The sequence below is a fragment of the Methylibium sp. genome (assembly GCF_031393925.1).
GTDB lineage: Bacteria > Pseudomonadota > Gammaproteobacteria > Burkholderiales > Burkholderiaceae_C > Methylibium.
The window spans coordinates 1-21,309 of sequence record NZ_JANMWL010000137.1 but is presented as its reverse complement, the minus strand read 5'-3'; the positions used below and the strand labels follow the sequence as shown (position 1 = coordinate 21,309).

The following is a 21,309-nucleotide window of genomic DNA, read 5'->3' as shown; positions in this document are numbered from 1 at the left end:
TGAGCGAGCGTTTCGGCAAGCTGCCCTTCGCCGAGCTGCTGGCGCCGGCCATCGACATCGCCGAGCGCGGCTATGCCGTGCCGGTGGTGGTGCAGCAGAAGTGGGCCGCGGCGGCGAAGGTCGAGGCACTGGTGGCGCAGCCGGGCTTTGCCGAGACCTTCTTGCCGCGCGGTCGTGCGCCCGAGGTCGGCGAGTTGTTTCGCATGCCGGGCGCGGCCAGGGCGCTGCGCGCCATCGCGGCGAGTGCGGGGCGCAGCTACTACGAAGGCGAGATCGCCGAGGCGCTCGCGCGTGCCGCGCGCGAGCAAGGCGGCGCCCTCACCGTGGCCGACCTCGCGGGCTTTCGGCCCGAATGGGTCGAGCCCATCGCGCAGGCTTATCGCGGCCACCATCTGCACGAGATACCGCCCAACGGACAGGGCATCGCGGCGCTGATCGCGCTCGGCATCCTGGGCCGGTTCGACCTGGCGTCGCTGCCGCTTGATGGCGTGGCCTCGCAGCATTTGCAGATCGAAGCGATGAAGCTGGCCTTTGCCGACGTCTACCACCACGTCGCCGAAGCGAGCAGCATGCGCTGCAACGCAGGGGAACTGCTGAGCGACGCCTATCTCGCAAGCCGCGCCCGGCTCATCGACCCCAAGCGCGCGCAGGACTTCGGCGCCGGCAACCCGGCCAAGGGCGGCACCATCTACCTCTGCACCGCCGACGAGTCGGGAATGATGGTGAGCTTCATCCAGAGCAACTACATGGGTTTCGGCTCCGGCGTGGTGCTGCCCGAATGGGGCCTGAGTCTGCAAAACCGCGGCCACGCGTTTCATCTCGACGCCGCACATTGCAACGTGGTGGCACCGGGCAAGCGGCCCTTCCACACCATCATCCCCGCCTTTCTCACCCGGCCTTCACTCCTTGTGCCCGCGGGGGAGGGAGCAATGCCAAACACCCAGCCGGTGATGGCCTTCGGCGTGATGGGCGCCAACATGCAACCGCAGGGCCACCTGCAGACCGTCGTGCGCATGCTCGACCACCACCAGCAACCGCAAGCCGCCTGCGACGCGCCGCGCTGGCGCTACAACGCCGGTCTCGAGATCAACGTCGAGGCCGGCATGGACCCGGCCACGGTGCAAGGCCTCGCCGCCCTCGGCCACCGCGTGGAAGTCATCGACGACCACTACCAGGACTTCGGCGCCGGCCAGTTCATCTGGCGCCTGGGCGAGCCGGCGAGCGAAGGCTATGTCGCCGCCAGCGACCCGCGACGCGACGGGCAGGCGGTGGGGTTCTAGTGCGGGCGCGTCGCGGTCAGCCCGACCACGACCCGACATGACGGCGCGCAGCGGCGGCGGTGCGGGCGCCGGCCTGCCTTGGGCCGGCCTGGCGCTCGCCATGGTCGGGGCCATCGCCTTTTCCGGCAAGGCGATCGTCGCCAAGTTGCTGTACCTGCAGGGCCTCGACGCGGTCACCGTGCTGTTCCTGCGCATGCTGTTTGCGCTGCCGTTCTTCCTGGCGATGGCGTGGTGGGCGAGTCGCGGCAAACCGCGTCTGACGACCGAGGACAAGCGCATGGTGGCGCTGCTCGGCGTGAGCGGCTATTACCTGGCGAGCTTTCTTGACTTCCTGGGCCTGCAGTACATCAGCGCGAGCCTGGAGCGGCTGATCCTCTACCTCAACCCGACCCTGGTGCTCGCGCTCGTCGTGCTGCGCTTCGGCCAGCGCGTGAGTGCGCGGCAGTTCGTTGCCATCGGCGTGAGCTACGCGGGCGTGGCGCTGGTGTTCGGCCATGAGGTGGGCGCGCAGGGGCCGCATGCGGTGCTCGGCGCGGTGCTCGTGTTCGCCAGCGCGGTGAGCTATGCGGTCTATCTCGCCTACAGCGGCGAGGTGGTGCGGCGCCTGGGCGCGCTGCGCCTGGTCGGCCTGGCCAGCACGGTGGCCTGCGCGCTGTGCATCGGCCAGTTCTTCGTGCTGCGCTCGCTGGACGTGGCGCTGGCCGTGCCGGGCGCGGCCGTGGCGCTGTCACTGCTCAACGCCACCGTCTGCACGGTGGCACCGGTGTTGATGGTGATGATGGCGATCGAGCGCATTGGCCCCTCGCTGGCCGCGCAGGTCGGCATGGTCGGGCCGATGAGCACGGTGCTGATGAGCGTGGCGATCCTCGGCGAGCCGTTCACGGCCTGGGTGGCGGCGGGCACGGTGCTGGTGTTGGCGGGGATCGGCTTGCTGGCAAAGTGGCGCTGAAGCGCCGGCCTTCACGAAACGGGGAGACAAGCATGGACTTGGGCATCAGCGGTAAATGGGCGCTCGTGTGCGCGGCGAGCAAGGGGCTCGGCAAGGGCTGCGCCGAGGCGCTGGTGGGCGAGGGGGTCAGCGTGGTGATCACCGCGCGCGGCGCCCAGGCGCTGGAGGCCACGGCAGAGGCGCTGCGGCGCGCCAACCCGGCGGTCGAGGTGCGCGCCGTCGTGGGCGACATCACCACGCCCGAGGGGCGCAGCGCGGCGCTCGCCGCCTGCCCGCGGGTCGACATCCTGGTCACCAACGCCGCGGGCCCGCCGACCGGCGATTTCCGCGACTGGGAGCGCGCCACGTGGATCGCGGCGCTGGACGCCAACATGCTCACGCCCATCGAGCTGATCAAGGCCACCGTCGACGCGATGATGGCGCGCGGCTTCGGTCGCATCGTCAACATCACCTCCGCGGCCGTCAAGGCGCCGATCGACTCGCTGGGTCTGTCCAGTGGCGCGCGCTCCGGGTTGACCGGTTTCGTGGCCGGCTTGGCGCGCCAGACGGTGGCCCGCAACGTGACGATCAACAACCTGCTGCCGGGCCCGTTCGTCACCGACCGCCTGGCCGCGACGATGCAGGGCGCCGCTGCGGCGAGTGGCCTCTCGGTCGAGGAGCTGATGGCGCGGCGCGCCCTGCAGAACCCGGCGCGGCGTTTCGGCCAGCCGGCCGAGTTCGGTGCGGCGTGCGCTTTCCTGTGCAGCGCGCAGGCCGGCTACATCAACGGGCAAAACCTGCTGATGGACGGCGGGGCCTATCCGGGGACGTTCTAGCGCAGCCGCCGCGCCGCCCAGCGTTGCAGCGCTTCGCTCGTGAGCGGTGCGCTGATCAAGAGGCCCTGCAGTTCGTCGCAACCCAGTTCGCGCAGGAAGTGCTCCTGCGCCTGGGTTTCCACGCCCTCGGCGACGACCACCAGCTCCAGACTGTGGCCGAGCTGCACGATGGCGCGCGCGATGGCGCAGGCGTCAGGGCTGCCGGGCAGGTCTTGCACGAAGGAGCGGTCGATCTTGACCTTGTCGATCGGCAGCTCTTTCAAGTGCCCGAGCGAGGAGTAGCCGGTGCCGAAGTCGTCGATCGAGATGCGGATGCCCAGCGCGCGGAGGCGCCCGAGCACCGCCTTCACTTCGTCCAGGTCTTCCATCAGCATGCGCTCGGTCAGTTCGAGCTCGAGCCAGCCGCCGCTGGCCTGCTCTTGCTCGAGCAGTTGCGCGAGCCCGTCGACAAAGCCGCGCTGCTGGAATTGCATGCTCGACAGGTTGACGGACACCGGCAGCGCCAGCCCGCTGGCATGCCAACCGCGCGCGGCCCGCAGCGCCTCGCGCAGCACCCAGTGGCCGATCGGCAGCATCAGCCGGCGCTGCTCGGCCACCGGGATGAAGTCGTCGGGCAGCAGCAGGCCGCGCTCGGGGTGGTGCCAGCGGATGAGCGCCTCCACGCCCACCAGCCGGCCATCGCGGGCGCGCAGTTGCGGTTGATAGTGCAGCTCGAACGCGCCGGTCGCGAGCGCCTGCGAGAGTTGCCCTTCGATGACGAGCGCGGCGTAGGCGGCGCTGGCCAGGTCGGGGTCGAAGAAGCGGATGGTGGCGCGCCCGCGTGCCTTGGCCTGGTACATCGCCGCATCGGCGTGCTGGATCAGCTCGGCGGGCGTGCGCCCGTGCTCGGGAAAGAGCGCCACGCCGATCGAAGGTGACACCGAGATCGGCCGTCCGCCGACGTCCAGCGGCGCCTCGATCGCCGCGAGCAGCTTGCCGGCCACCTGTTCGACCACCGCGCGGTCGGTCACCCCGGTCAGCAGCACCATGAACTCGTCGCCGCCGAAGCGCGCCACGCAGTCGTCGGTGCGCAGGCAGTCGGTGATGCGCGCCGTGACGGTCTGCAGCAGCAGGTCGCCGACCAGGTGGCCGAGCGAGTCGTTGACGCGCTTGAAGTGATCGAGGTCGATGAACAGCAGCGCGCTCTGCGCGTCGTCGGCGCGGTGCGAGCCGGTGAGTTGTTCGAGCTGCTGCACGAAGGCCGCGCGGTTGGGCAGGCCGGTGAGCGCGTCGTGGTGCGCCAGGTGATGGATGCGCGACTGCGCCGCCAGGCGCTCGCGGATGTCGCGCACGATCACCAGCCGCAGGGGCTCGCCGTTGCGCCGGATCGAGCGCGTGATCACCTCCACCGGCACGCGCCGCCCGTCCTTGCCGAGCGCCACGCTTTCGTAGCGGGTCTCAGTGCCGCTGACGAGCACCTGCTGCGCCCGGGCCACGTGGTCGGGGGCGACAAACTCGAGGGCGCGCCGACCGATCATCTCGTCGCGCGTGTAGCCGGTGAGGTCGCAGATCGGGCCGTTCACGTCGAGCACCACGCCGTCACGGTGGAACAGGATGCCCTCCAGGCTGGCGTCCATGAAGCTCGCCAGCCGCTGCTCGGACTCGCGCAGGGCGCGCTCGACCAGGCGGTGCTTGGTGATGTCGGTGACGCGCACGAAGGCGCCGTAGAGCTCGCCGCCATCGCCCAGGTTGGGCAGCACGTCGACCTCGAGCCACTGCTTCTGGCCGGTGGCGTCGCGCAGCTCGCGCTCGTAGGACACCTGGCGGCGTGTCTGCACCACCGCCTCGATGTAGGGCCGGATCTGCTGCCAGCCGCGCTCGCCGACGACTTCGGCGGCGGTGCGCCCGAGGATGCTCGCGGTGGTCCAGCCTAGCGCCTGCGCATAGTGACGGTTGGCAAAGGTGCAGCGGAATTCCTCGCGCTCGTAGTAGGCGATGAGCGCCGGCACGTTGTCGGCCAGCAGCCGCAGCTGCGTGGTCTGCGCGCGCAGCGCCTGCTCGCCGAGCTTGCTGGCGCAAAGGTCGTGCAGCACGCACAGGCAGACCTGGTGCTCGGCGTTCCAGCAGCCCTGGCACTCGATCCAGCCGGCTGCGCCACCGTCGCGCTGGAACTGCAGCTCCACGCGAAAGCGCGGCGCCGCGGGCAGGGTGGGCGCACAGGCCGGCTCCAGGGCCGCCATGAGAGCGCTGCGCGACGCGGGCGCCAGTTGCTCGAGCCAGGCACCGCCTTCCCCGTTGGCGCTGGCGGCATCGCTCTGCCAGCCGGTGCAGGCCGCGAGCGCATCGTTGAGCGCCAGCAGCCGGGCCTCGGCCGACAGGGCCATCATCATGCCGGGCAGCCGATGCCAGTCGTGCGCCAGGGGAAGGCCGAAGTTTCGCGAGGTCTGCATGCGACGCCTGGAAGGGGTTTGAATCATAGCGATCGGACTCTTGCGGCCCATCCCTAGGACGGTGCCGCGCCTGCGCCCCGAGTGGTGGCGAAGATCGCGCTGGATTGCAACGACGGTCGGTGCCGCCGTGACTAGCGCCGCGATGAGACCACGATGCCGGCCACGATGAGTGCGAACGCCCCCGCGTGATACGGGCGTGGCGGCTCGCCGAGCAGCGCTGCCGAGAGCAGCGCCGCGAATACCGGCGTGAGGTTGTTGAAGAACGACGCGGCGGTCGGCCCGGCCAGCGCGACGCCCAGGCTCCAGCAGCGGTAGGCAATGAGCGACGGCCCGATTGCCACGAAGGCGAGCATTGCCAGCACCCAGCCGCTCCAGCGGATCGGGCTGGCGCCCGCCGCCTGCTCGAGCGCGGCGGCGCCACCGGCGAACGCCAGGCCCGCGAGCACCTGCACGAGCAGCATCTCGGCCCAGTTCCATCCGCGGGGCGCGGCGGTCGGCGTCTCGCGCAGCAGCGGCCGGCCCTCGCCGCGCAGGTGCGCGGGCGGGTGCGCCAGCATCCAGCTGTAGAACGACCAGCCGATGATGGCGACAACGATGTAGAGGTCGCCCGCCACGAACTGCAGGCGCGACAGCGAGGCCAGCTCGCCGCGTGCGATCACCAAGGTCACGCCGGCCAGCGACAGCACGGCACCGGCCATCTGGTTGCGGCGCGGACGAACGCCATAGCACAGCGCGCCGACGGCGAGCATCCACACCGGCATGCTCGCCGCGATGATGGTCACGTTGATCGGCGTGGAGCTGACGAGCGCCAGGTACTGCAGGGCGTTGTACAGGCCCACGCCGAGCGTGCCCAGCAGCAGCAGATGACGCCACCGCGCGAGCAATTCGCGCGGCGTACGCAGCACGCGCCAGCCCAGCGGCAGCAGCAGCAGGAACGCGAGCAACCAGCGCATCGCATTGAGCGTGAGCGGCGGCACGCTACCCACCGCCATGCGCCCGAGCACGGCGTTGCCGGCCCACAGCAGCGGCGGCAGGCTCATCAGCAGGGCGGTCTTGGGGGTCAGGTGCATGAAGAGGGAGCCGGGGCGGGCCAGGGCGCCGGGGGCTTCGAGGACGACGCGCCGCGATTCACGGCGCCGGCATCAAGGCGCCGCAGTTCCAGCATTGTTCGAACGGGCCCTCGACCCTTTCGCCGCAGGCGGTGCAGACCCACAGGCGCTGCGGGCTGCGCTCGAGCGCGTCGAGCAGGGCGCGGGCGGGCTCGAGCTGCGCGTCGTCGAGTACCCAGACCTCGGGTTGCGACTGGTCGGGCGGAATCTCACCGGCAATGCTGCTGGCAAAGGCGCGCTGCACGTTCGCATCGATGCCGCTCTGGCACAGCACGTCGGCCCACAGCGTGGCGATGGCGAGGTTGGGGGCAGTGCGAAGGCGGCGCATCGGCAGGCAGGCAAAGTGGCTGGCACGATACCGGACAATTCCGGCTTCACGAGGAGCGCCGCATGAGCACCAGCCAGACCGTCAAAGCGATCCAGATTTCCCAGCCCGGCGGCGCCGATGCGCTGCACGTCGTCGACGTGGTCGTGGGCGAGCCGGGGCCGGGCGAGGTGCGCATCCGCCACCACGCCTGCGGCGTCAACTACATCGACATCTACCAGCGCAGCGGCCTGTACGCGCTGCCGATGCCGCTGACGCTCGGCATGGAAGGCGCGGGCGTGATCGAGGCGGTGGGCGCCGACGTGCTGCACCTCAAAGCCGGTGACCGCGCCGCCTATGCGAGCCCGCCGCCCGGCAGCTACAGCCAGGCGCGGGTGATGCCGGCCAAGTGCGTGGTGAAGCTGCCCGACGCGATCGATTTCGAAAGCGGCGCGGCGATGATGCTCAAGGGCCTGACCGCGCAGTACCTGCTCAAGCGGACCTTGCCGCAGGGCGGGTTGCTGCCGGGCGACTTCATCGTCTTTCATGCCGCGGCCGGCGGCGTGGGCCTGATTGCCTGCCAGTGGGCCAAGGCGCTCGGTTACCGGCTTATCGGCACGGCCGGCAGCGACGCGAAATGCACGCTCGCGATCAAATACGGCGCCGAGCACATGATCAATTACAGCCGCGAGGATTTCGTCGCCCGCGTCAAGGAAATCACCGCGGGCCGCGGTGTGAAGGTGGTCTATGACTCGGTGGGCAAGGACACCTTCGACAAGTCGCTCGACTGCCTGCGGCCCTTCGGCCTGCTCGTCACCTACGGCAACGCCTCCGGGCCGGTGGCGCCGCTGAACCTGGGCACGCTCGGTGCCAAGGGCTCGCTCTACGTGACGCGCCCGACCCTCTTCACCCACATCGCCACGCGGGAGAGCACGCAGGTGATGGCCGACGACCTGTTCGAGGCGGTCACCAGCGGCAAGGTGAAGATCCCGGTCGAGCGCCGCTATGCGCTGGCCGACGCGGCGCAGGCGCACCGCGACCTGGAAGGACGGCAGACGACCGGCTGCAGCGTGCTGCTGCCCTGAGCCAAGGGGCTCCTGCGGCCTGCGAGCCGAGGGCTCCTTCCCCCTCTGGGGGAAGGCCGGGATGGGGGCCGCCCGACGCCCGCTCAGCCCCGCCGCACGCGCCGCAGCTCGTCCAAGATCAGCAACGCGGCGCCCACGCTGATGGCGGCGTCGGCCACGTTGAAGGCCGGGAAGTGGCGAGCGGCGAGGTGGAAGTCGAGGAAGTCGACCACGTAGCCGTGCAGCAGGCGGTCGATCACATTGCCGACCGCGCCGCCGAGGATGAGCGAGAGCGCCCACGCGAACAGGCGCTGGTGGCCATGGCGACGCAGCATCCAGACGATGAAGACGGCGGCCACGCTGCCAAGCGCCACGAAGAACCAGCGCTGCCAGCCCGAGGCGCCGGCCAGGAAGCTGAACGCCGCGCCGCTGTTGTGTACACGCACGACGCTGAAGAAGCCCGTCACCGGCCGCGCATCACCGAGCTGGAAGTAGCCCAGGATGAGCGTCTTGGTGAACTGGTCGAGCACGATCACGATGAGGGCGATGGCCAGCCAGGTGAGGAGGCTGGCGCTGATGGAATTGCTGCGAGAGGCCATTGGAGGAGTTCAGTGCTTGCCGAGCCGGCGCAGGATGGTGGCCGGGTCGCGCGCCGTATGGAAGATGAGAACGACGACAACTTGTCGGTCATCGAAGGTGTAGTACAGGTCGAACGGAAAGCGGCGAACGATCGCCCGCCGAAACGGGGCGGCGACTTCAGGGTGGCCGTCGGGTGACCGCTGGATGCGCGACATTCGCGGCTTCGATGGCTTGCTCGAAGGCAAGGCCCAAGCCGCTGCGCCGCTCTTCATACCACCGGTAGGCGCTGCGCAAGTCGTCGAAGGCCTCGGGCGCGAGAACCAGCTCGCGCAACATCAGCTTTCGCGCAGGCGCCGCTGCGCCTCATCCCAGCGCACGCCCGACGACGGATTGGCGTCGTAGCGAGCCTTGCGTTCCCGAAGTTCGATCAGTACCCGTTCGGGGACCGGCTCGTTCGCGCGCTCGCCGACGATGCTGTCCCAAAGGTCTTCGACCAACTGCAGGCGCTCCGCGAGCGGCAGATCGAACAGGTGGGAAAACTCGGGGGACGGATGGGTCATGGTCGCTACCTTCGCGGGCTATCAAGCCACTTTACGCGTCTCGCCGGGGCCGTCGAGGTTGCTCACGCAGCGCCCGCAGATCGTCGGGCGGGCGGGGTCGATGCCGACGTCGTCGCGGTAGTGCCAGCAGCGCGCGCACTTGGGAGCCGTGGCAGCGGCCACGGCAATCTTCCCGTAGCCTTTCAAGTCCTTCGACAGGCTTGCGGCAGAGACGATGAGCACAAACTTCAAATCATCACCCAAGGACGCCAGGGTTTCGTAGTCACCGCCGGTCCAGTCGAACGATTCATCGCGACCCGTCGGCTTTACCGCGATCGGGTGTGGCTGCCGCTCAGGAGCTGCGATATAGACGACCGCTTGAAGTGACGACCCCACCGAACCCGAAGCTCGGAGCGCCTCGATATCTTTCAACACGTATGAACGAATCTGGCGAATCCTGCCCCACTTCGCGAGCAGCGCCGAGTCCGGTGCCGCCAGCTCCGCATAGGTCTCGGTGAAGATCGACACCGACTGCCCCGGCGCGAAGATCGCCCACGCCTCCTCGGCGGTGAAGCTCAAGAACGGCGCCATCCAGCGCAGCATCGCGTGGGTGATCTGCCAGAGCGCCGTCTGCGCGCTGCGCCGCGCGAGTGACTTGGGCGCGGTGGTGTAGAGCCGGTCCTTGAGCACGTCGAGGTAGAAGGCGCCCAGGTCTTCGCTGCAGAAGACCTGCAGCTTGGCGACCACCGGGTGGAACTCGTAGACCTCGTAGTGAGCCAGGATATCGGCCTGCAGCTCGGCGGTGCGGGCCAGCGCCCAGCGGTCGATCTCCAACATATCGGCCAGCGGCACCGCATCGGCGGCCGCATTGAAGTCCGACGTGTTGGCCAGCAAAAAGCGCAGCGTGTTGCGGATGCGGCGGTACGAATCCACCCCGCGCGCGAGGATCTTGTCGTCGATGTTGAGGTCGCCAGAGTAGTCGGTGGCGGCCACCCACAGGCGAATGATCTCGGCGCCCAGCTTGTTGCTCACCTGCTGCGGCTCCACGCCGTTGCCCAGCGACTTGCTCATCTTGCGGCCCTGGCCGTCGGTGGCAAAGCCGTGGGTGAGCAGGCCGCGGTAGGGCGCGCGGCCCTCGATGGCGCAGGCTATGAGCAAAGAAGAATGGAACCAGCCGCGGTGCTGGTCATGGCCTTCGAGGTAGAGGTCGGCCTCGGGGCCGCTGGCGTGGCGCCCGCTCGGGCTGCCGTCTGCGGCGGTGCCCTCGTGAGAGCCGCGCAGCACGTGAAAGAAGGTGGAGCCGGAGTCGAACCAGACGTCGAGGATGTCGCTGCTCTTGGCATACGCCTGTGCCGAATGTTCGCCGCTCGCGCCCAGCCATTGGGCGGCATCGAGCCGTGCCCAGGCCTCGACGCCGCCTTCTGCCACCAGTGCCGCGGCGCGGTCCATCAGCGCCATCGTGTCGGGGTGCAGTTCGCCCTTCACCTTGTGCAGGAAGAAGGGCAGCGGCACCCCCCAGCTGCGCTGGCGGCTGATGCACCAGTCGGGCCGGTTGGCGATCATGTCGCGCAGGCGGGCGCGGCCGTTCTCTGGGTAGAAGGCGGTCGCTGGCTGGCCGCGGCTGGTGTCGCCGTCGATCGCGGCGAGCGCCGTTTGCCTGAGCGTCTGCACCGGCTTGTCGAGCGTGAACACGCCCTCGCCCTCGTCCATGCGCACGAACCACTGCGCCGCGGCACGGTAAATCACCGGCGTCTTGTGGCGCCAGCAATGCGGGTAGCTGTGGTCGAGTTTGGAAGTTGCCAGCAGCCGCCCGGCGTTCTTCAAGGCTTCGATGATGAGCGGGTTGGCCTTCCAGATGAACTGTCCACCGAACAGCGGCAGCACCGCCTCGTAGACGCCGTTGCCCTGCACGGGATTGAGGATGTCGTCGCTGCTCATGCCATGCGCGACGCAGGAGTTGAAGTCCTCCACGCCGTAGGCCGGCGCCGAGTGGACGATGCCGGTGCCGTCCTCGGCGGTGGCGTAGTCGGCCAGGTAGACCGGAGACAGCCGCGCGTAGCCGGCATCGACGTGGCTGAGCGGGTGGTGAAAGTTGATGCCATCGAGCGCACGGCCCTGGGTGCTTGCCAACACCGCTCCGGCCAGCCCATAGCGCGCCAGGCACGTCTCTACCAGTGCGCTGGCCAGCAACAGCACGCCACGCTCGGTGTCGACCAGCGAGTAGTCCAGCGTGGGGTTGAGGTTGAGCGCCTGATTGGATGGAAGGGTCCACGGCGTGGTGGTCCAGATCACTGCGAAGATCGGTTTGACGGGGGCGGGGCCGCCCACCAAGCCGAAGGCTTCCAGCACTCGCCCAGGCTGCGCGGCGAGAAACGCCACATCCACCGTCGGCGACGGCTTGTCCGCGTACTCGATCTCGAACTCCGCCAGCGAAGAGCCGCAGTCGAAACACCAGTACACCGGCTTCAGGCCGCGGTAGACAAACCCGCGCTCGACCAGCCGCTTCAAGGCCCTGATCTCGCCGGCCTCGTTGCCGTGGTCCATGGTCCGGTACGGGTGCTCCCAATCCCCCAGCACGCCCAGGCGCTTGAAGTCGGCCATCTGCTGCGCGATCTGCTCGGTGGCGTAGGCGCGGCTCCTGGCCTGCACCTCGTCGCGAGAGAGGCCGCGGCCGTGGCTCTTCTCGATCTGGTTTTCAATCGGCAGGCCGTGGCAATCCCAGCCGGGCACGTAGAGCGCGTCGAAGTTGTTCAGTTGGCGCGCCTTGACGATCATGTCCTTCAAGATCTTGTTGACGGCGTGGCCGATGTGGATCTTGTTGTTGGCGTAGGGCGGTCCGTCGTGCAGCACGAACAGCGGCCGTCCGATGCGGGCGTCGCGCAGGCGCTGGTAGAGGCCCTGCTGCTCCCACTGAGCCACCCAAGCCGGCTCGCGCCTGGGCAAATCGCCGCGCATCGGAAAGGGCGTGTCGGGCAGGTTGAGCGTGGCGCGGTAATCGACGGGGGTGCTGGCGGGGGAGGGCTGTGCTTCGGTGCTCATGACGTTCTCGGCGCGCCGCGCGAACGCTGCGCGCGGCGGGGGTACTCGGCCGGCGCTTCACCTTGCGGTGCGCGCCGGGGCTCGCGGGTCACGAGCCCCGAATTCGGTCGCGGGTGGTCTGGCGCAGCTCGGCGGCGTGCGAACCAATGGCAAGAGCGGCGCTGCCAATGGCGGCGGCGGCCAGCCAGGTGCGCGCTTCGCTCACGTCGCGCGCAATGGCGGCGGTGAGGGCAGCAAGCCCGTCGTAGCGGGCTTCGTCGCGCAGTTTGTGCAGCAGTTCCACCCGAACGAGTCTACCGTAGCCCCCCTCGGCGCCGAGGCTCGCGGGCCAGTCCAGGCAATGCACTTCGAGCAGCACGCGGCCTGCGTTTTCCACCGTCGGTCGTACGCCGAGGCTGGCTACGCCGTCGAGCGTTTCGGACCCAAGACCTTGCACGCGCACCACGAAGATGCCGCTGGCGGCGGCCAAGCGGTGCGGGAAGCGCAGGTTGAGCGTGCGAAAGCCGTCGTCGCCCGCCGCGCCCGCGCCCAGCGCGCGGCCGAGTTTTCTGCCATGCACGACATGGCCGCTGATGCTGTAGGGTCGCCCCAGCAGCCGCGCGGCGAGCGCCATGTCGCCACTGGCCAGCGCCTCGCGCACGGCCGAGCTGGAAACGCGCAGGCCATGCACCTCGTAGCTCATCATGCGGGCCACATCGAAACCGCTCGCCTCGCCGGCAAGGTCGAGCATGGCGTAGTCGCCGGCGCGCCGCGCGCCGAAGCGGAAGTCGTCGCCCACCAGCACATAGCGCGCGTCGAGGCTGCCAAGCAGCACGTCGTTGATGAAGGCCTGCGGACTCTGGCCGGCAAAGCGCGCGTCGAAGGGCATCACCACCACGCGGTCAATGCCGCAGCGCGAGAGCTCGCCGAGCTTGTCGCGCAGCGTCGCAATGCGTGCCGGCGCCCGCTCCGGCGTGCCGGCCTGTGCTGCGAAGAAGTCGCGTGGATGCGGCTCGAAGGTCAGCACGGTGGCGACCAGCCCGCGGTGCTCGGCCTCGCTTTTCAGCAACGCCAGCATCGCCTGGTGCCCGCGATGTACGCCGTCGAAATTGCCGACCGTCACGGCCGACGGGCCGGCCTGCGTCAGCTTGGCATGGTGCAGACCGCGAAAGACTTGCATCGCTGATTATCGCGAGGCGCCGGGGGGAATCGCGCACCGGCGCGAGCGGGGACGGATGAGAGCGCGGCCGTGGAAGTCGGGGCTTCGACAGCAAACGCCGCCGGCCAAACGCAAAAAAGCCCGCGCTGGGCGGGCTTTTCTTGACCGGTGCGACGAGCGCCGCGCTGGTGAGCTCGGTTCAGCGAGCCGAGATGTACATCGTGATTTCGAAGCCGTAACGCAGGTTGGTCGCTTGGGGTTTTTGCCATTGCATGGTGAGGTCTCCTTCGGGGTGGCGCGACATCCGGGCGGGTCGCGAAGTGGGCGGTGCGTCTTGCAGAACTCCGTCAACTCATGAGCAATGTTGCGCGCGCCGGCCGCCCTTGGGCAGCCGTCCGGTCTTGAACCTGGGCTCATGAATTTCATGAATAGCCGCCGCTGGGTCCCGGTGCGGCCGTGCGGGCTCTATACCATCGCCGCCAAAGGGCCGTGCATGAGTCTGAGACTGAAGATCCACCTGATCGTCGGCGTGCTCGTCACGCTGTTCGTCGGCGCCGTCATCGGGCTGCAGCTCGGCAACATGCGCGACTCGGTGCGCGAAGAGGTGGTGGCGGCCAACCGCGTGGCCTCGCAGCTGCTCAACCGCACCGTGTGGCTGCAGGCCGCGCAGGGCACGCCCGCGATGGTGGGCTTCTTGCAGGGCCTGGGGCGGGTGCGCTCCAACGAGATCGCGCTTTATGACGCCGAGGGCCGGCTGCTCTACGAATCTCCGCCTTCGCCCTACAAGGTCGGGCGTGATGCGCCGGGCTGGTTTGCGCAACTGGTCGGGCCGCCGCCCTCCACGCAGTCGATCGCCTTTCCCGACGGTCGGCTGGTGGTGCAATCCAACGCCACGCGCGCGGTGGTCGACGCCTGGGACCAGTTCTTCGAGTTGAGCGTGGCGGCGCTGTCGCTGCTGGTGGCAGTGAACGTCGTCGTCTTCTGGATGGTGGGCCGCACCGTCAAGCCGTTCGGGCAGATCGTGGCGGCGCTCGGCCGCATCGAGGCTGGCGAGCTTGACGTGAAGCTGCCCGTGTTGCCGGGCACGGAGGCGGCCGCGATCGGCGCCGCCTTCAACCGCATGGTCGACGGCGTGGGCGCGCGTCTCGAAGCCGAACGGCGTGCCGGCGAGGCCGAGCGCGAGCTGTCGGACCGGCGCCAGCTGGCGCACTGGATCGACCGCCACCTCGAGCAGGAGCGCCGCCTGATCGCCCGCGAGCTGCACGACGAGCTGGGCCAGTCGGTCACCGCGATCCGCAGCCTGGCGCTGTCGATCGCGCAGCGCAGCGCCGGGCGCGACGACCAGGCCGAGAAGGCCGCCACCGTCATCGCCGAAGAAAGCTCGCGCCTCTATGACGCCATGCACGGGTTGATCCCGCGGCTGGCGCCGCTGGTGCTGGACGCCTTCGGCCTGGCCGATGCGCTGCGCGACCTGGTCGAGCGCACGCGCGTGAGTCAGCCGCAGGCGAGCGTGGCGCTCGAGCTGCAGCTCGGCGATGTGCAGCTCGGCAACGAGGCCACGCTTGCGCTCTACCGCGCGGCGCAGGAGGGCCTGACCAATGCGCTGCGCCACGGCCAGGCGAAGAGCCTGCGGGTGAGCTTGCGTGCCGAAGACGAAGGCGCGCGGCTGGAGGTGCGCGACGACGGCCAGGGTCTCGCACCCGGCTGGCGCGACAAGACCGCCGAGGATGGCGGCCACTACGGCCTGCGCTGGTTGCAAGAAAGAGTCGAGGTGCTCGGCGGGCGCCTCTCGATCGCCAACGCCGCACCGCGCGGCGCACGACTGCAGGTGTGGCTGCCGTTCAGCCCGGCGCCGCTGGAGGAAGCGACATGATCCGCGTGATGCTGGTCGACGACCATGCGCTGGTGCGCATGGGTTTTCGCATGCTGCTGGCCAATGCCGAGATCGAGGTCGTGGCCGAGGCCGAGAGCGGCGAAGAGGCCTGCCAGATGGTGCCCAAGGTCAAGCCCGACGTGGTGGTGATGGACCTGTCCATGCCCGGCATGGGCGGGCTCGAAGCGGTGCGCCGGCTGCTCGCGCAGGATGCCAAGCTCAAGCTGCTGGTGCTTTCGGCGCATGAAGACACCGCGCACCCGCAGCGCGTGCTCAAGGCCGGCGCGCTCGGCTATCTGGCCAAGCGCAGCGCGCCCGAGGCGCTGATCGCGGCGGTGACGGCGGTGTCGCGCGGCGAGCGCTACCTGGACGCGCAGACCGCGCAGCGGCTGGCGATGGCACAGCTCGACGGCGAGGCGAGCCCCGCCGAATCATTGAGCGAGCGCGAGTTCTCGGTCTTCATCCAGCTCGCGCGCGGCGCGACCGTGGTGCAGATCGCCGAGCACCTGAAACTCTCGCCCAGCACGGTGGGCACGCACCTCTATCACATCAAGCAAAAGCTGGGTGCGAGCAACCAGAGCGAGATCACCTTGGTAGCGCTGCGCTGGGGGCTGATCCAGGCATAGCGCAGACAGTTCGATGGCCGTTGGATGAATGAAGAACCCGTCTCCCGCGGTCAACGCTCGACGCAAGCGCTACGGCAGTGCGCCCTGCAGCCGTCGAAAGGCCAGGAACTCGGCGCGTGTGCGCGGACCGTAGGTGGTGAACGCCGGCCGCGGATCGTCGAGGTAGTCGGTCTTGCCTTTCTGCACCGCGTCGCCGGCCAGCCGCTTGCGCATCGCCTCCGGCGCGAGGCCATACACCCGCGCGGCGTTCAGGCCGAAGATCTTGCGCTTGATCGCTGCGGTGAGCGCCGGGTAGCCGAACCTCTGCTGGAACTCGGGGCTGATCTGGAAGGCCCGAAACGCCTGGATCTGGTCCTGCGGGCTGCCGTACCAGATGGAGTCGGTGCCCCACAGGATGTGGTCCTCGCCAAAGGTCTCGAGCAGCTTGCCCATCAAATGCGCGGCCTGGTCGGGATCGCGCATCACGAAGCGCCAGGTGCTGCCGAGTTCGGCATAGACGTTGCGCGGCTTCCCCGCGTCGAGCATGGAGCGCACCAGCCCGTCGACCCCGGCCTTGGAGCGCGCGTCGTAAGGCCCTTCCTTGACGGCAGTGTCGAAGGCCGAGTGGTAGACGAGGAAGTTCATGTCGGGATGGCGCCTTGCGGCCGGCCCGATGTCGCGCGCGGTCGAGTACTCGAGGCCGCGCGGACCGAACGGCAGGCCCTTGTGGACCGCGATGTTGCGCACGCCGAGCTTGCGTGCGCGCTCGATGAAGGGCGTGCCGTAGCGCTCGTCGTCGAGGAAGAAGCCGGCCGCGCCGCCTGGGGGTCCGAATTGCGTGTAGGTCTTGAAGGCGGCGACGGGAAAGCGGGCCTGCTGCGCGTTCATGCCCTCCAGCTCGCCCGCCAGGGTGGGCATGCAGCGGCCGTGCAGCAGCAGGCGCGCGCTGCCGTCGAGCGCCTGCGCGGCCGAGCGCGTGGCGCCGGCCGCCTCGAAGTCCAGCGGGTTGGCGTCGCTGGCGCCCGGCACGTGCGAGAGCACGCCCATGGCGGTGTCGCTGTCGAAAAACACGTCCTTCAGGAGCGCACCGCTGGAGAAGCATTCGATGTGATCGTCCTTGCCGCAGCGGCTGTTGGGCATGCCCTTGAAGGCGTTCGGCCCGGCGGTTTTGCGCCACGCGCCCTTGGGGTTCACGTGGTGCAGCTGCACGTCGAAGATGAACTCGTCGCCGCCGAGCGCCGCCTGTGCCGCCGCCAGTTCGAAGGGCGCTTCGGGTGCCAGCGCATAGCTGCCGCCGCGCCGGCCCGCGGCCGCAAAGGCACGGTTGAAGGACGCCAAGGTGGCGGCCGCGCCGAGCAGCGATGCGAGGTAGCGGCGCCGGGACTGCCCGAGCCGCCGCGCCGCGTCACCGAGCGCGCCCAGCGCCAGCGCGCGCGCATGTCGTGCGGCGGCTTCCAGGGCGACCGGCGCGAACTCGCCGTTGGAGGTGGCGTCGAGCTTGATCGGCAGGCAGCAGGGATCGGGGTCGGGCAGCGAGCGCATGGCGGTCTTGCTCCTTGGGCGGGCGGGCTGCCTACCTTAGACCGCTGCGCCCGGGTTGCCAAGGAGCAAGGAGCGGGCAAGAAGCGGGCAAGAGAGCGCAGCGACGCCGACGTTTTCAACCGATGATCGGCACGATGATGTATCTGACCGCTGTGCTGCTGGGCCTCGTGGCGCTCTATCTCGTGGTGGTGGCCGGCGTGGGCTTGTTGCAGCACCGCTTGCTCTACCTGCCCGAGCGTGCATCGGTCGAGGCGCTGCTTGCCACCGGCTTGCAGCCGTGGCCGAGCCGCGACGAGGTGAGCGGCTTCGTGATGCAGCCGAGCGGCGCGGTGCGCGGCACGGTCATCGTGTTTCATGGCAACGCCGGCCATGCCGGCCACCGGGCGCATTACGGCGATGCGCTGCAGCGGCTCGGGCTGCGCGTGATCCTGGCCGAATATCCGGGCTACGGCTCACGCGACGGCGCGCTCGGCGAAACCAGCCTGGTGGCCGACGCCGAAGCGACCATTGCGCTGGCGCACCGGCTGCACGGCGCACCCGTACTGGTGATCGGCGAATCGCTGGGCGCGGGGGTGGCGGCACGGGCCGCTGCCGCACAGCGCGAGCTGATCGCCGGTCTGATGTTGATCACGCCGTGGAACCGGCTCGAGGACGTGGCCGCCCATCACTACCCATGGCTGCCGGTGCGGTGGTTGCTGCGCGACCGTTACGACAGCGCCGCGCACCTGGCTGCGTTCGAGCGGCCGGTGCTGGTGGTGGTGGCGGAGCACGACCGCGTCGTTCCTGCCGCGCGCGGTCTGGCGCTGCACGAAGGCCTGGGCGGGCCCAAGCGGCTCGCGCTCGTTGCCGCGTCCGGCCACAGCGACTGGGCCGTGCGCGTCGATGCGCACTGGTGGCGTGAGGCGATCGCCTTTCTGGTCGCCACGCCGGCCGCGCCCTCGTGATGCGACGAGCGTGCCCCCGGTGCTCGCGGCCTACTTCGGCAACCAGACCAGCGTGCCGGCCTTCATGTCGGGCACGAGGATGAAACGCTCGTCTCGCGATAGCGTGATGTCGGCGGCGGACTGAAAGGTCTGCGCATACGGCTGCGGCTTGGCGCCGGGCTGGCGCAGATCGAGTTTGAAGACCCGGCCGCCGGTCCAGTCGGAGATGAAGAGCACACCCGCCTTGTCGCGCGCCAGGCCGTCGCCGCCGCCGAACCCGTCCGCGAGCTTGTCGGTCGCGCCGGTCTTGGTATTGAGCCGCAGCAGCTCGCCGGTCGCGAAATCGAGCACCAGCAGCCGGTCCTTGCCCTCCCACAGCAGGCCGTTGGGATTCTTGATCGCCGGGTTCTGTGCTTCCGATACCAGCAGCGTCACCTTGCCTTGCGGCGTGATGCGGAAGATGGCGCCCTTGCCGCCGCCCTGTAGGTCGCCGGTGTCCGACACGAAGAGGTTGCCGTCGTCGTCGGCGCTGAGATCGTTCAACAAGCGCGGCGGCTGCGGGAAGTTGCTCGCCTGCGCCAGCACCGAGGTCCGTCCCTGGCGGTCGATCTTGATGACGCCTGTCTTGTCGGCGACATACAGCCAGCCCTTGTGGGCGGCCAGGCCCTTGGGGTCGTCCAGGCCGGTGACGAAGGGCATGAGCTTGCCGGTGGCGTCGATGACGGCGATGCGGCCGTCGCCGTCCTTGCCGAAGCCGCCGATCTCGGAGACGTAAATACGGCCGTCGGCGCCAACGAGCACGGACTCGGGACTGGTGAGCCCATGCACGGTGCGTGGTTCGTCGGCCACGACGAGGCTGCCTGCGGTGAGCAGCGCCAGCGCTGCGATCAGGTGCTGCAAGTTCACGCGAGCGTGAGGCATGTTGTTCTCCCGGGTTGTCGTGGGCCGCCGCATTGACCGGCGCCCTTCAAGGAGGTGCAGCGTATCCGCATTGCCGCGGGCTGCGTCCATGAAGAGCTTTCGTCAGGCGCTCGAGTCCGCCCCTCGCCCCGTCAGCCGCGCGTGCTCTTCGTCGCTGACCCAGCGCCACTGCCCCGGCCGCAGCTCGTCGTGCAGCACCAACGCGCCGATTGCACTGCGGTGCAGGGCCTCGCAGCGGTTGCCCACCGCCGCCAGCATGCGCTTGACCTGGTGGTACTTGCCTTCGGTCAGCGTCAGGCGCAACGCCTGTTCGCCGGTGCGTTCGGCGGCCGCGGCGCGCACCGGCGCGGGGTCGTCATCAAGCACCACGCCCTTTCGCAGTTGCTCGATCTGTTCGTCGCTGACCGGGTGCTTGGCCGTCACCTCGTAGACCTTGGGCACGTGGTGCTTGGGCGAGGTCAGGCGGTGCAGCAAGGGGCCGTCGTCGGTGAGCAGGAGCACGCCGGTGGTGTCCACGTCGAGCCGGCCCACGGCCTGCACGCCGCCCTTGCCGCGCAGGCGCAGCGGACCGGGCAGCAGGGTCATCACGGAAGGCGAAGCACCGGGCCGCTGCGAGCATTCGTAGCCGGGCGGCTTGTGCATGAGGATCAGCGCGCGCTCGTGATAAGGCCACGCGCGGCCTTCCACCTCGAAGAGCAGGCCCTCGACGGGGTCGATCGTTTCACCCGGATCGTCGATCGCGCGGCCCGCGTGGCGCACGAGGCCGGCGTGTACCAGCGCGTCGCACGCGCGGCGCGTGCCGAAGCCCTGGGTGAACAGCAGTTGCGACCAGCGCATGGATGCTCCGATGGATAGGGCGCTTCGAGTGACTTCCGCGCCCCGTTAGGCAGGGGGCTGGGCTGAGGGGCTGCGCGGCGGCCGTGAAGGCTCACGCAAACACGCCCGCCGTGTCCTGCATGCGCGCGCTCACCTCGCCGAGGTGGTGCAGCGTGTCGCCGAAGCTCATCTCCAGCACGGTGAGGCGCTTGAAGTAGTGGCTGGCGATGTACTCGTCGGTCACGCCGATGCCGCCGTGCAGCTGCACGCACTGCTGGCCGACGAAGCGCATCGAGCGGCCGAGCTGCACCTTGGCTTGCGACAGCGCACGGCGCCGCGCGGCCGGCTCCTCGCCGAGCTTGAGCGTGGCGAAGTAGCTCATCGAGCGCGCCAGCTCGAGCTGCATCTTCACGTCGGCAATGCGGTGGCGCAGCGCCTGAAAGCTGGCAATGGCCACGCCGAACTGCTTGCGCGTGTTCATGTAGAGGGCGGTGATCGCGAGCAGTTGCTCCATCAGGCCGACGCCTTCGGCGCAGGCCGCGGCGATGCCGATGTCTTGCGCATGTTCGAGCAGCGCCAGGCCATCGCTCGAGATCAGCGCGGCCTTAGCTGCCGTGAAGACGACTTCGGCGGCACGCGCGCCGTCTTGCGTCGGATAGCCGCGCACCGCCACGCCCGCAGCGCGCCGCTCCACGAGGAACAGCGCGATGCCCTCGGGCGGGCCGTCGCTGCCCACCGCCGCGTCGGTGCGCGCCGGCACGATGAAGGCATCGGCCTCGTCGCCGGCCGCGACCACGCTCTTGGCGCCGTCGATCGTCCAGCCGCTGCCGGCCGGCATGGCGCGCGTGGCCACACGGTGCAGGTGATAGCGCGCGCCGCGCTCCTGGTGTGCCAGCACGACGAGGGCAGACGCGTCGGCGATCTTCGGCAGCCAGGCGGCCTGCAGGTCGGGCGGTGCCACCGACAGCAGGGCCGGCGCGATCAGCGCGCCTTGCGCGTAGGGCGCGTTCACGAGGCCGCGGCCGAGTTCTTCCATCACCACCATCGCATCGACCGGGCCCAGGCCCATGCCGCCGTGCGCTTCGGGCACCGCCAGGCCGACGAGGCCGAGTGCGGCCAGTTCACCGTAGACCGCGCGCGTCTTGCCGCCGGCCTTGGCCAGCGCGTGGCGGCGCTCGAAGGAAAAGCCCTTGTCCACCCAGCGCCGCACCGCGTCGCGCAGCAAGGCCTGGTCATCACTGAAGTCGAAATCCATCTTGATACCCTCGTCACTCTGACTGGAACTCCCTCCCTCTCGGAGGCAAGGGACAGGGGAAGGGGAAGGGAGCGTCAACCGAGCACGGTTTGCGCGACGATGTTGCGTTGCACTTCGTTGCTGCCGCCG

Annotated in this window: 20 protein-coding genes; 7 read left to right on the top strand and 13 right to left on the bottom strand. The window is 69.4% G+C overall.

Annotated features, from left to right (window positions below; all coding sequences use genetic code 11):
- The 3 genes from RMO12_RS08060 to RMO12_RS08050 form a co-directional block, all read left to right on the top strand.
- Positions 1-1,280: gamma-glutamyltransferase (locus tag RMO12_RS08060; RefSeq protein ID WP_309638896.1), on the top strand; the 1,280-nt coding region annotated here is incomplete at its 5' end.
- 37 nt (positions 1,281-1,317) lie between these two features.
- Positions 1,318-2,229 (top strand): DMT family transporter, encoded by a 912-nt coding sequence (locus RMO12_RS08055; RefSeq protein WP_309638895.1) that lies wholly within the window; start codon positions 1,318-1,320, stop codon positions 2,227-2,229.
- A 32-nt stretch (positions 2,230-2,261) separates the two neighbouring features.
- Positions 2,262-3,044: an SDR family oxidoreductase gene (locus RMO12_RS08050; RefSeq protein WP_309638894.1), complete on the top strand. Its 783-nt coding sequence runs from the start codon at positions 2,262-2,264 to the stop codon at positions 3,042-3,044.
- Here the strand turns inward: RMO12_RS08050 and RMO12_RS08045 are convergent.
- From RMO12_RS08045 to RMO12_RS08035, 3 genes are all read right to left on the bottom strand, one after another.
- A complete protein-coding gene (locus RMO12_RS08045; RefSeq protein WP_309638893.1) occupies positions 3,041-5,473 on the bottom strand; it encodes an EAL domain-containing protein in 2,433 nt (810 codons plus the stop codon). The two genes, RMO12_RS08050 and RMO12_RS08045, sit on opposite strands and share 4 nt — an antisense overlap.
- Positions 5,474-5,604: 131 nt before the next feature.
- Positions 5,605-6,543, bottom strand: coding sequence for a DMT family transporter (locus RMO12_RS08040; RefSeq protein WP_309638892.1), 939 nt, complete (start codon positions 6,541-6,543; stop codon positions 5,605-5,607).
- Positions 6,544-6,601: 58 nt separating this feature from the next.
- Complete coding sequence (locus RMO12_RS08035; protein ID WP_309624991.1) at positions 6,602-6,910, bottom strand: putative signal transducing protein; 309 nt, start codon at positions 6,908-6,910, stop codon at positions 6,602-6,604.
- 62 nt (positions 6,911-6,972) lie between these two features.
- Here RMO12_RS08035 and RMO12_RS08030 point away from each other — a divergent pair, with 62 nt between their 5' ends.
- Positions 6,973-7,971: a quinone oxidoreductase gene (locus RMO12_RS08030; RefSeq protein ID WP_309638891.1), complete on the top strand. Its 999-nt coding sequence runs from the start codon at positions 6,973-6,975 to the stop codon at positions 7,969-7,971.
- An 83-nt stretch (positions 7,972-8,054) separates the two neighbouring features.
- Here the strand turns inward: RMO12_RS08030 and lspA are convergent, their stop codons facing one another.
- The 6 genes from lspA to pqqA all read right to left on the bottom strand — a co-directional run bounded on the left by lspA (position 8,055) and on the right by pqqA (position 13,519).
- Positions 8,055-8,549 (bottom strand): signal peptidase II, encoded by a 495-nt coding sequence (lspA, locus tag RMO12_RS08025; RefSeq protein ID WP_309638890.1) that lies wholly within the window; start codon positions 8,547-8,549, stop codon positions 8,055-8,057.
- Between the two features lie 9 nt (positions 8,550-8,558).
- On the bottom strand, positions 8,559-8,744 hold the full coding sequence (locus tag RMO12_RS08020) for a hypothetical protein (RefSeq protein ID WP_309624988.1): 186 nt from the start codon (positions 8,742-8,744) through the stop codon (positions 8,559-8,561).
- A 120-nt stretch (positions 8,745-8,864) separates the two neighbouring features.
- Positions 8,865-9,089 carry an addiction module protein gene (locus RMO12_RS08015; RefSeq protein ID WP_309638889.1) on the bottom strand — a complete coding sequence of 75 codons (225 nt, stop codon included), beginning with the start codon at positions 9,087-9,089 and terminating at the stop codon, positions 8,865-8,867.
- Positions 9,090-9,110: 21 nt separating this feature from the next.
- A complete protein-coding gene (ileS, locus tag RMO12_RS08010; protein ID WP_309638888.1) occupies positions 9,111-12,107 on the bottom strand; it encodes an isoleucine--tRNA ligase in 2,997 nt (998 codons plus the stop codon).
- Between the two features lie 88 nt (positions 12,108-12,195).
- Positions 12,196-13,266, bottom strand: coding sequence for a bifunctional riboflavin kinase/FAD synthetase (locus RMO12_RS08005; RefSeq protein WP_309626508.1), 1,071 nt, complete (start codon positions 13,264-13,266; stop codon positions 12,196-12,198).
- Between the two features lie 178 nt (positions 13,267-13,444).
- Positions 13,445-13,519: a pyrroloquinoline quinone precursor peptide PqqA gene (gene pqqA, locus RMO12_RS15970; RefSeq protein WP_405029643.1), complete on the bottom strand. Its 75-nt coding sequence runs from the start codon at positions 13,517-13,519 to the stop codon at positions 13,445-13,447.
- Between the two features lie 219 nt (positions 13,520-13,738).
- Here pqqA and RMO12_RS08000 point away from each other — a divergent pair, with 219 nt between their 5' ends.
- Entirely contained in the window at positions 13,739-15,118 is a 1,380-nt protein-coding gene (locus tag RMO12_RS08000) for a sensor histidine kinase (RefSeq protein WP_309638887.1), read from the top strand.
- Positions 15,115-15,744 (top strand): response regulator, encoded by a 630-nt coding sequence (locus tag RMO12_RS07995; protein ID WP_309638886.1) that lies wholly within the window; start codon positions 15,115-15,117, stop codon positions 15,742-15,744. Before RMO12_RS08000 ends, RMO12_RS07995 begins: the two co-directional genes overlap by 4 nt.
- A gap of 69 nt (positions 15,745-15,813) precedes the next feature.
- On the opposite strand, the gene RMO12_RS07990 is transcribed toward RMO12_RS07995, so the two are convergent.
- Positions 15,814-17,265 (bottom strand): amidohydrolase family protein, encoded by a 1,452-nt coding sequence (locus RMO12_RS07990; RefSeq protein ID WP_309638885.1) that lies wholly within the window; start codon positions 17,263-17,265, stop codon positions 15,814-15,816.
- A 137-nt stretch (positions 17,266-17,402) separates the two neighbouring features.
- Between RMO12_RS07990 and RMO12_RS07985 the strand changes: the two genes are divergently transcribed.
- Positions 17,403-18,209, top strand: a complete 807-nt coding sequence (locus tag RMO12_RS07985; RefSeq protein ID WP_309626510.1) for an alpha/beta fold hydrolase — start codon at positions 17,403-17,405, stop codon at positions 18,207-18,209.
- Between the two features lie 30 nt (positions 18,210-18,239).
- Here the strand turns inward: RMO12_RS07985 and RMO12_RS07980 are convergent, their stop codons facing one another.
- The 3 genes from RMO12_RS07980 to RMO12_RS07970 all read right to left on the bottom strand — a co-directional run bounded on the left by RMO12_RS07980 (position 18,240) and on the right by RMO12_RS07970 (position 21,180).
- Complete coding sequence (locus RMO12_RS07980; RefSeq protein WP_309638884.1) at positions 18,240-19,109, bottom strand: SMP-30/gluconolactonase/LRE family protein; 870 nt, start codon at positions 19,107-19,109, stop codon at positions 18,240-18,242.
- A gap of 102 nt (positions 19,110-19,211) precedes the next feature.
- Positions 19,212-19,946, bottom strand: a complete 735-nt coding sequence (locus RMO12_RS07975; protein WP_309638883.1) for a 16S rRNA pseudouridine(516) synthase — start codon at positions 19,944-19,946, stop codon at positions 19,212-19,214.
- Between the two features lie 91 nt (positions 19,947-20,037).
- The gene (locus RMO12_RS07970) at positions 20,038-21,180 is read right to left on the bottom strand and encodes an acyl-CoA dehydrogenase family protein (protein ID WP_309638882.1); all 1,143 of its coding nucleotides are present in this window, start codon (positions 21,178-21,180) and stop codon (positions 20,038-20,040) included.
- Positions 21,181-21,309: the final 129 nt, after the last annotated feature.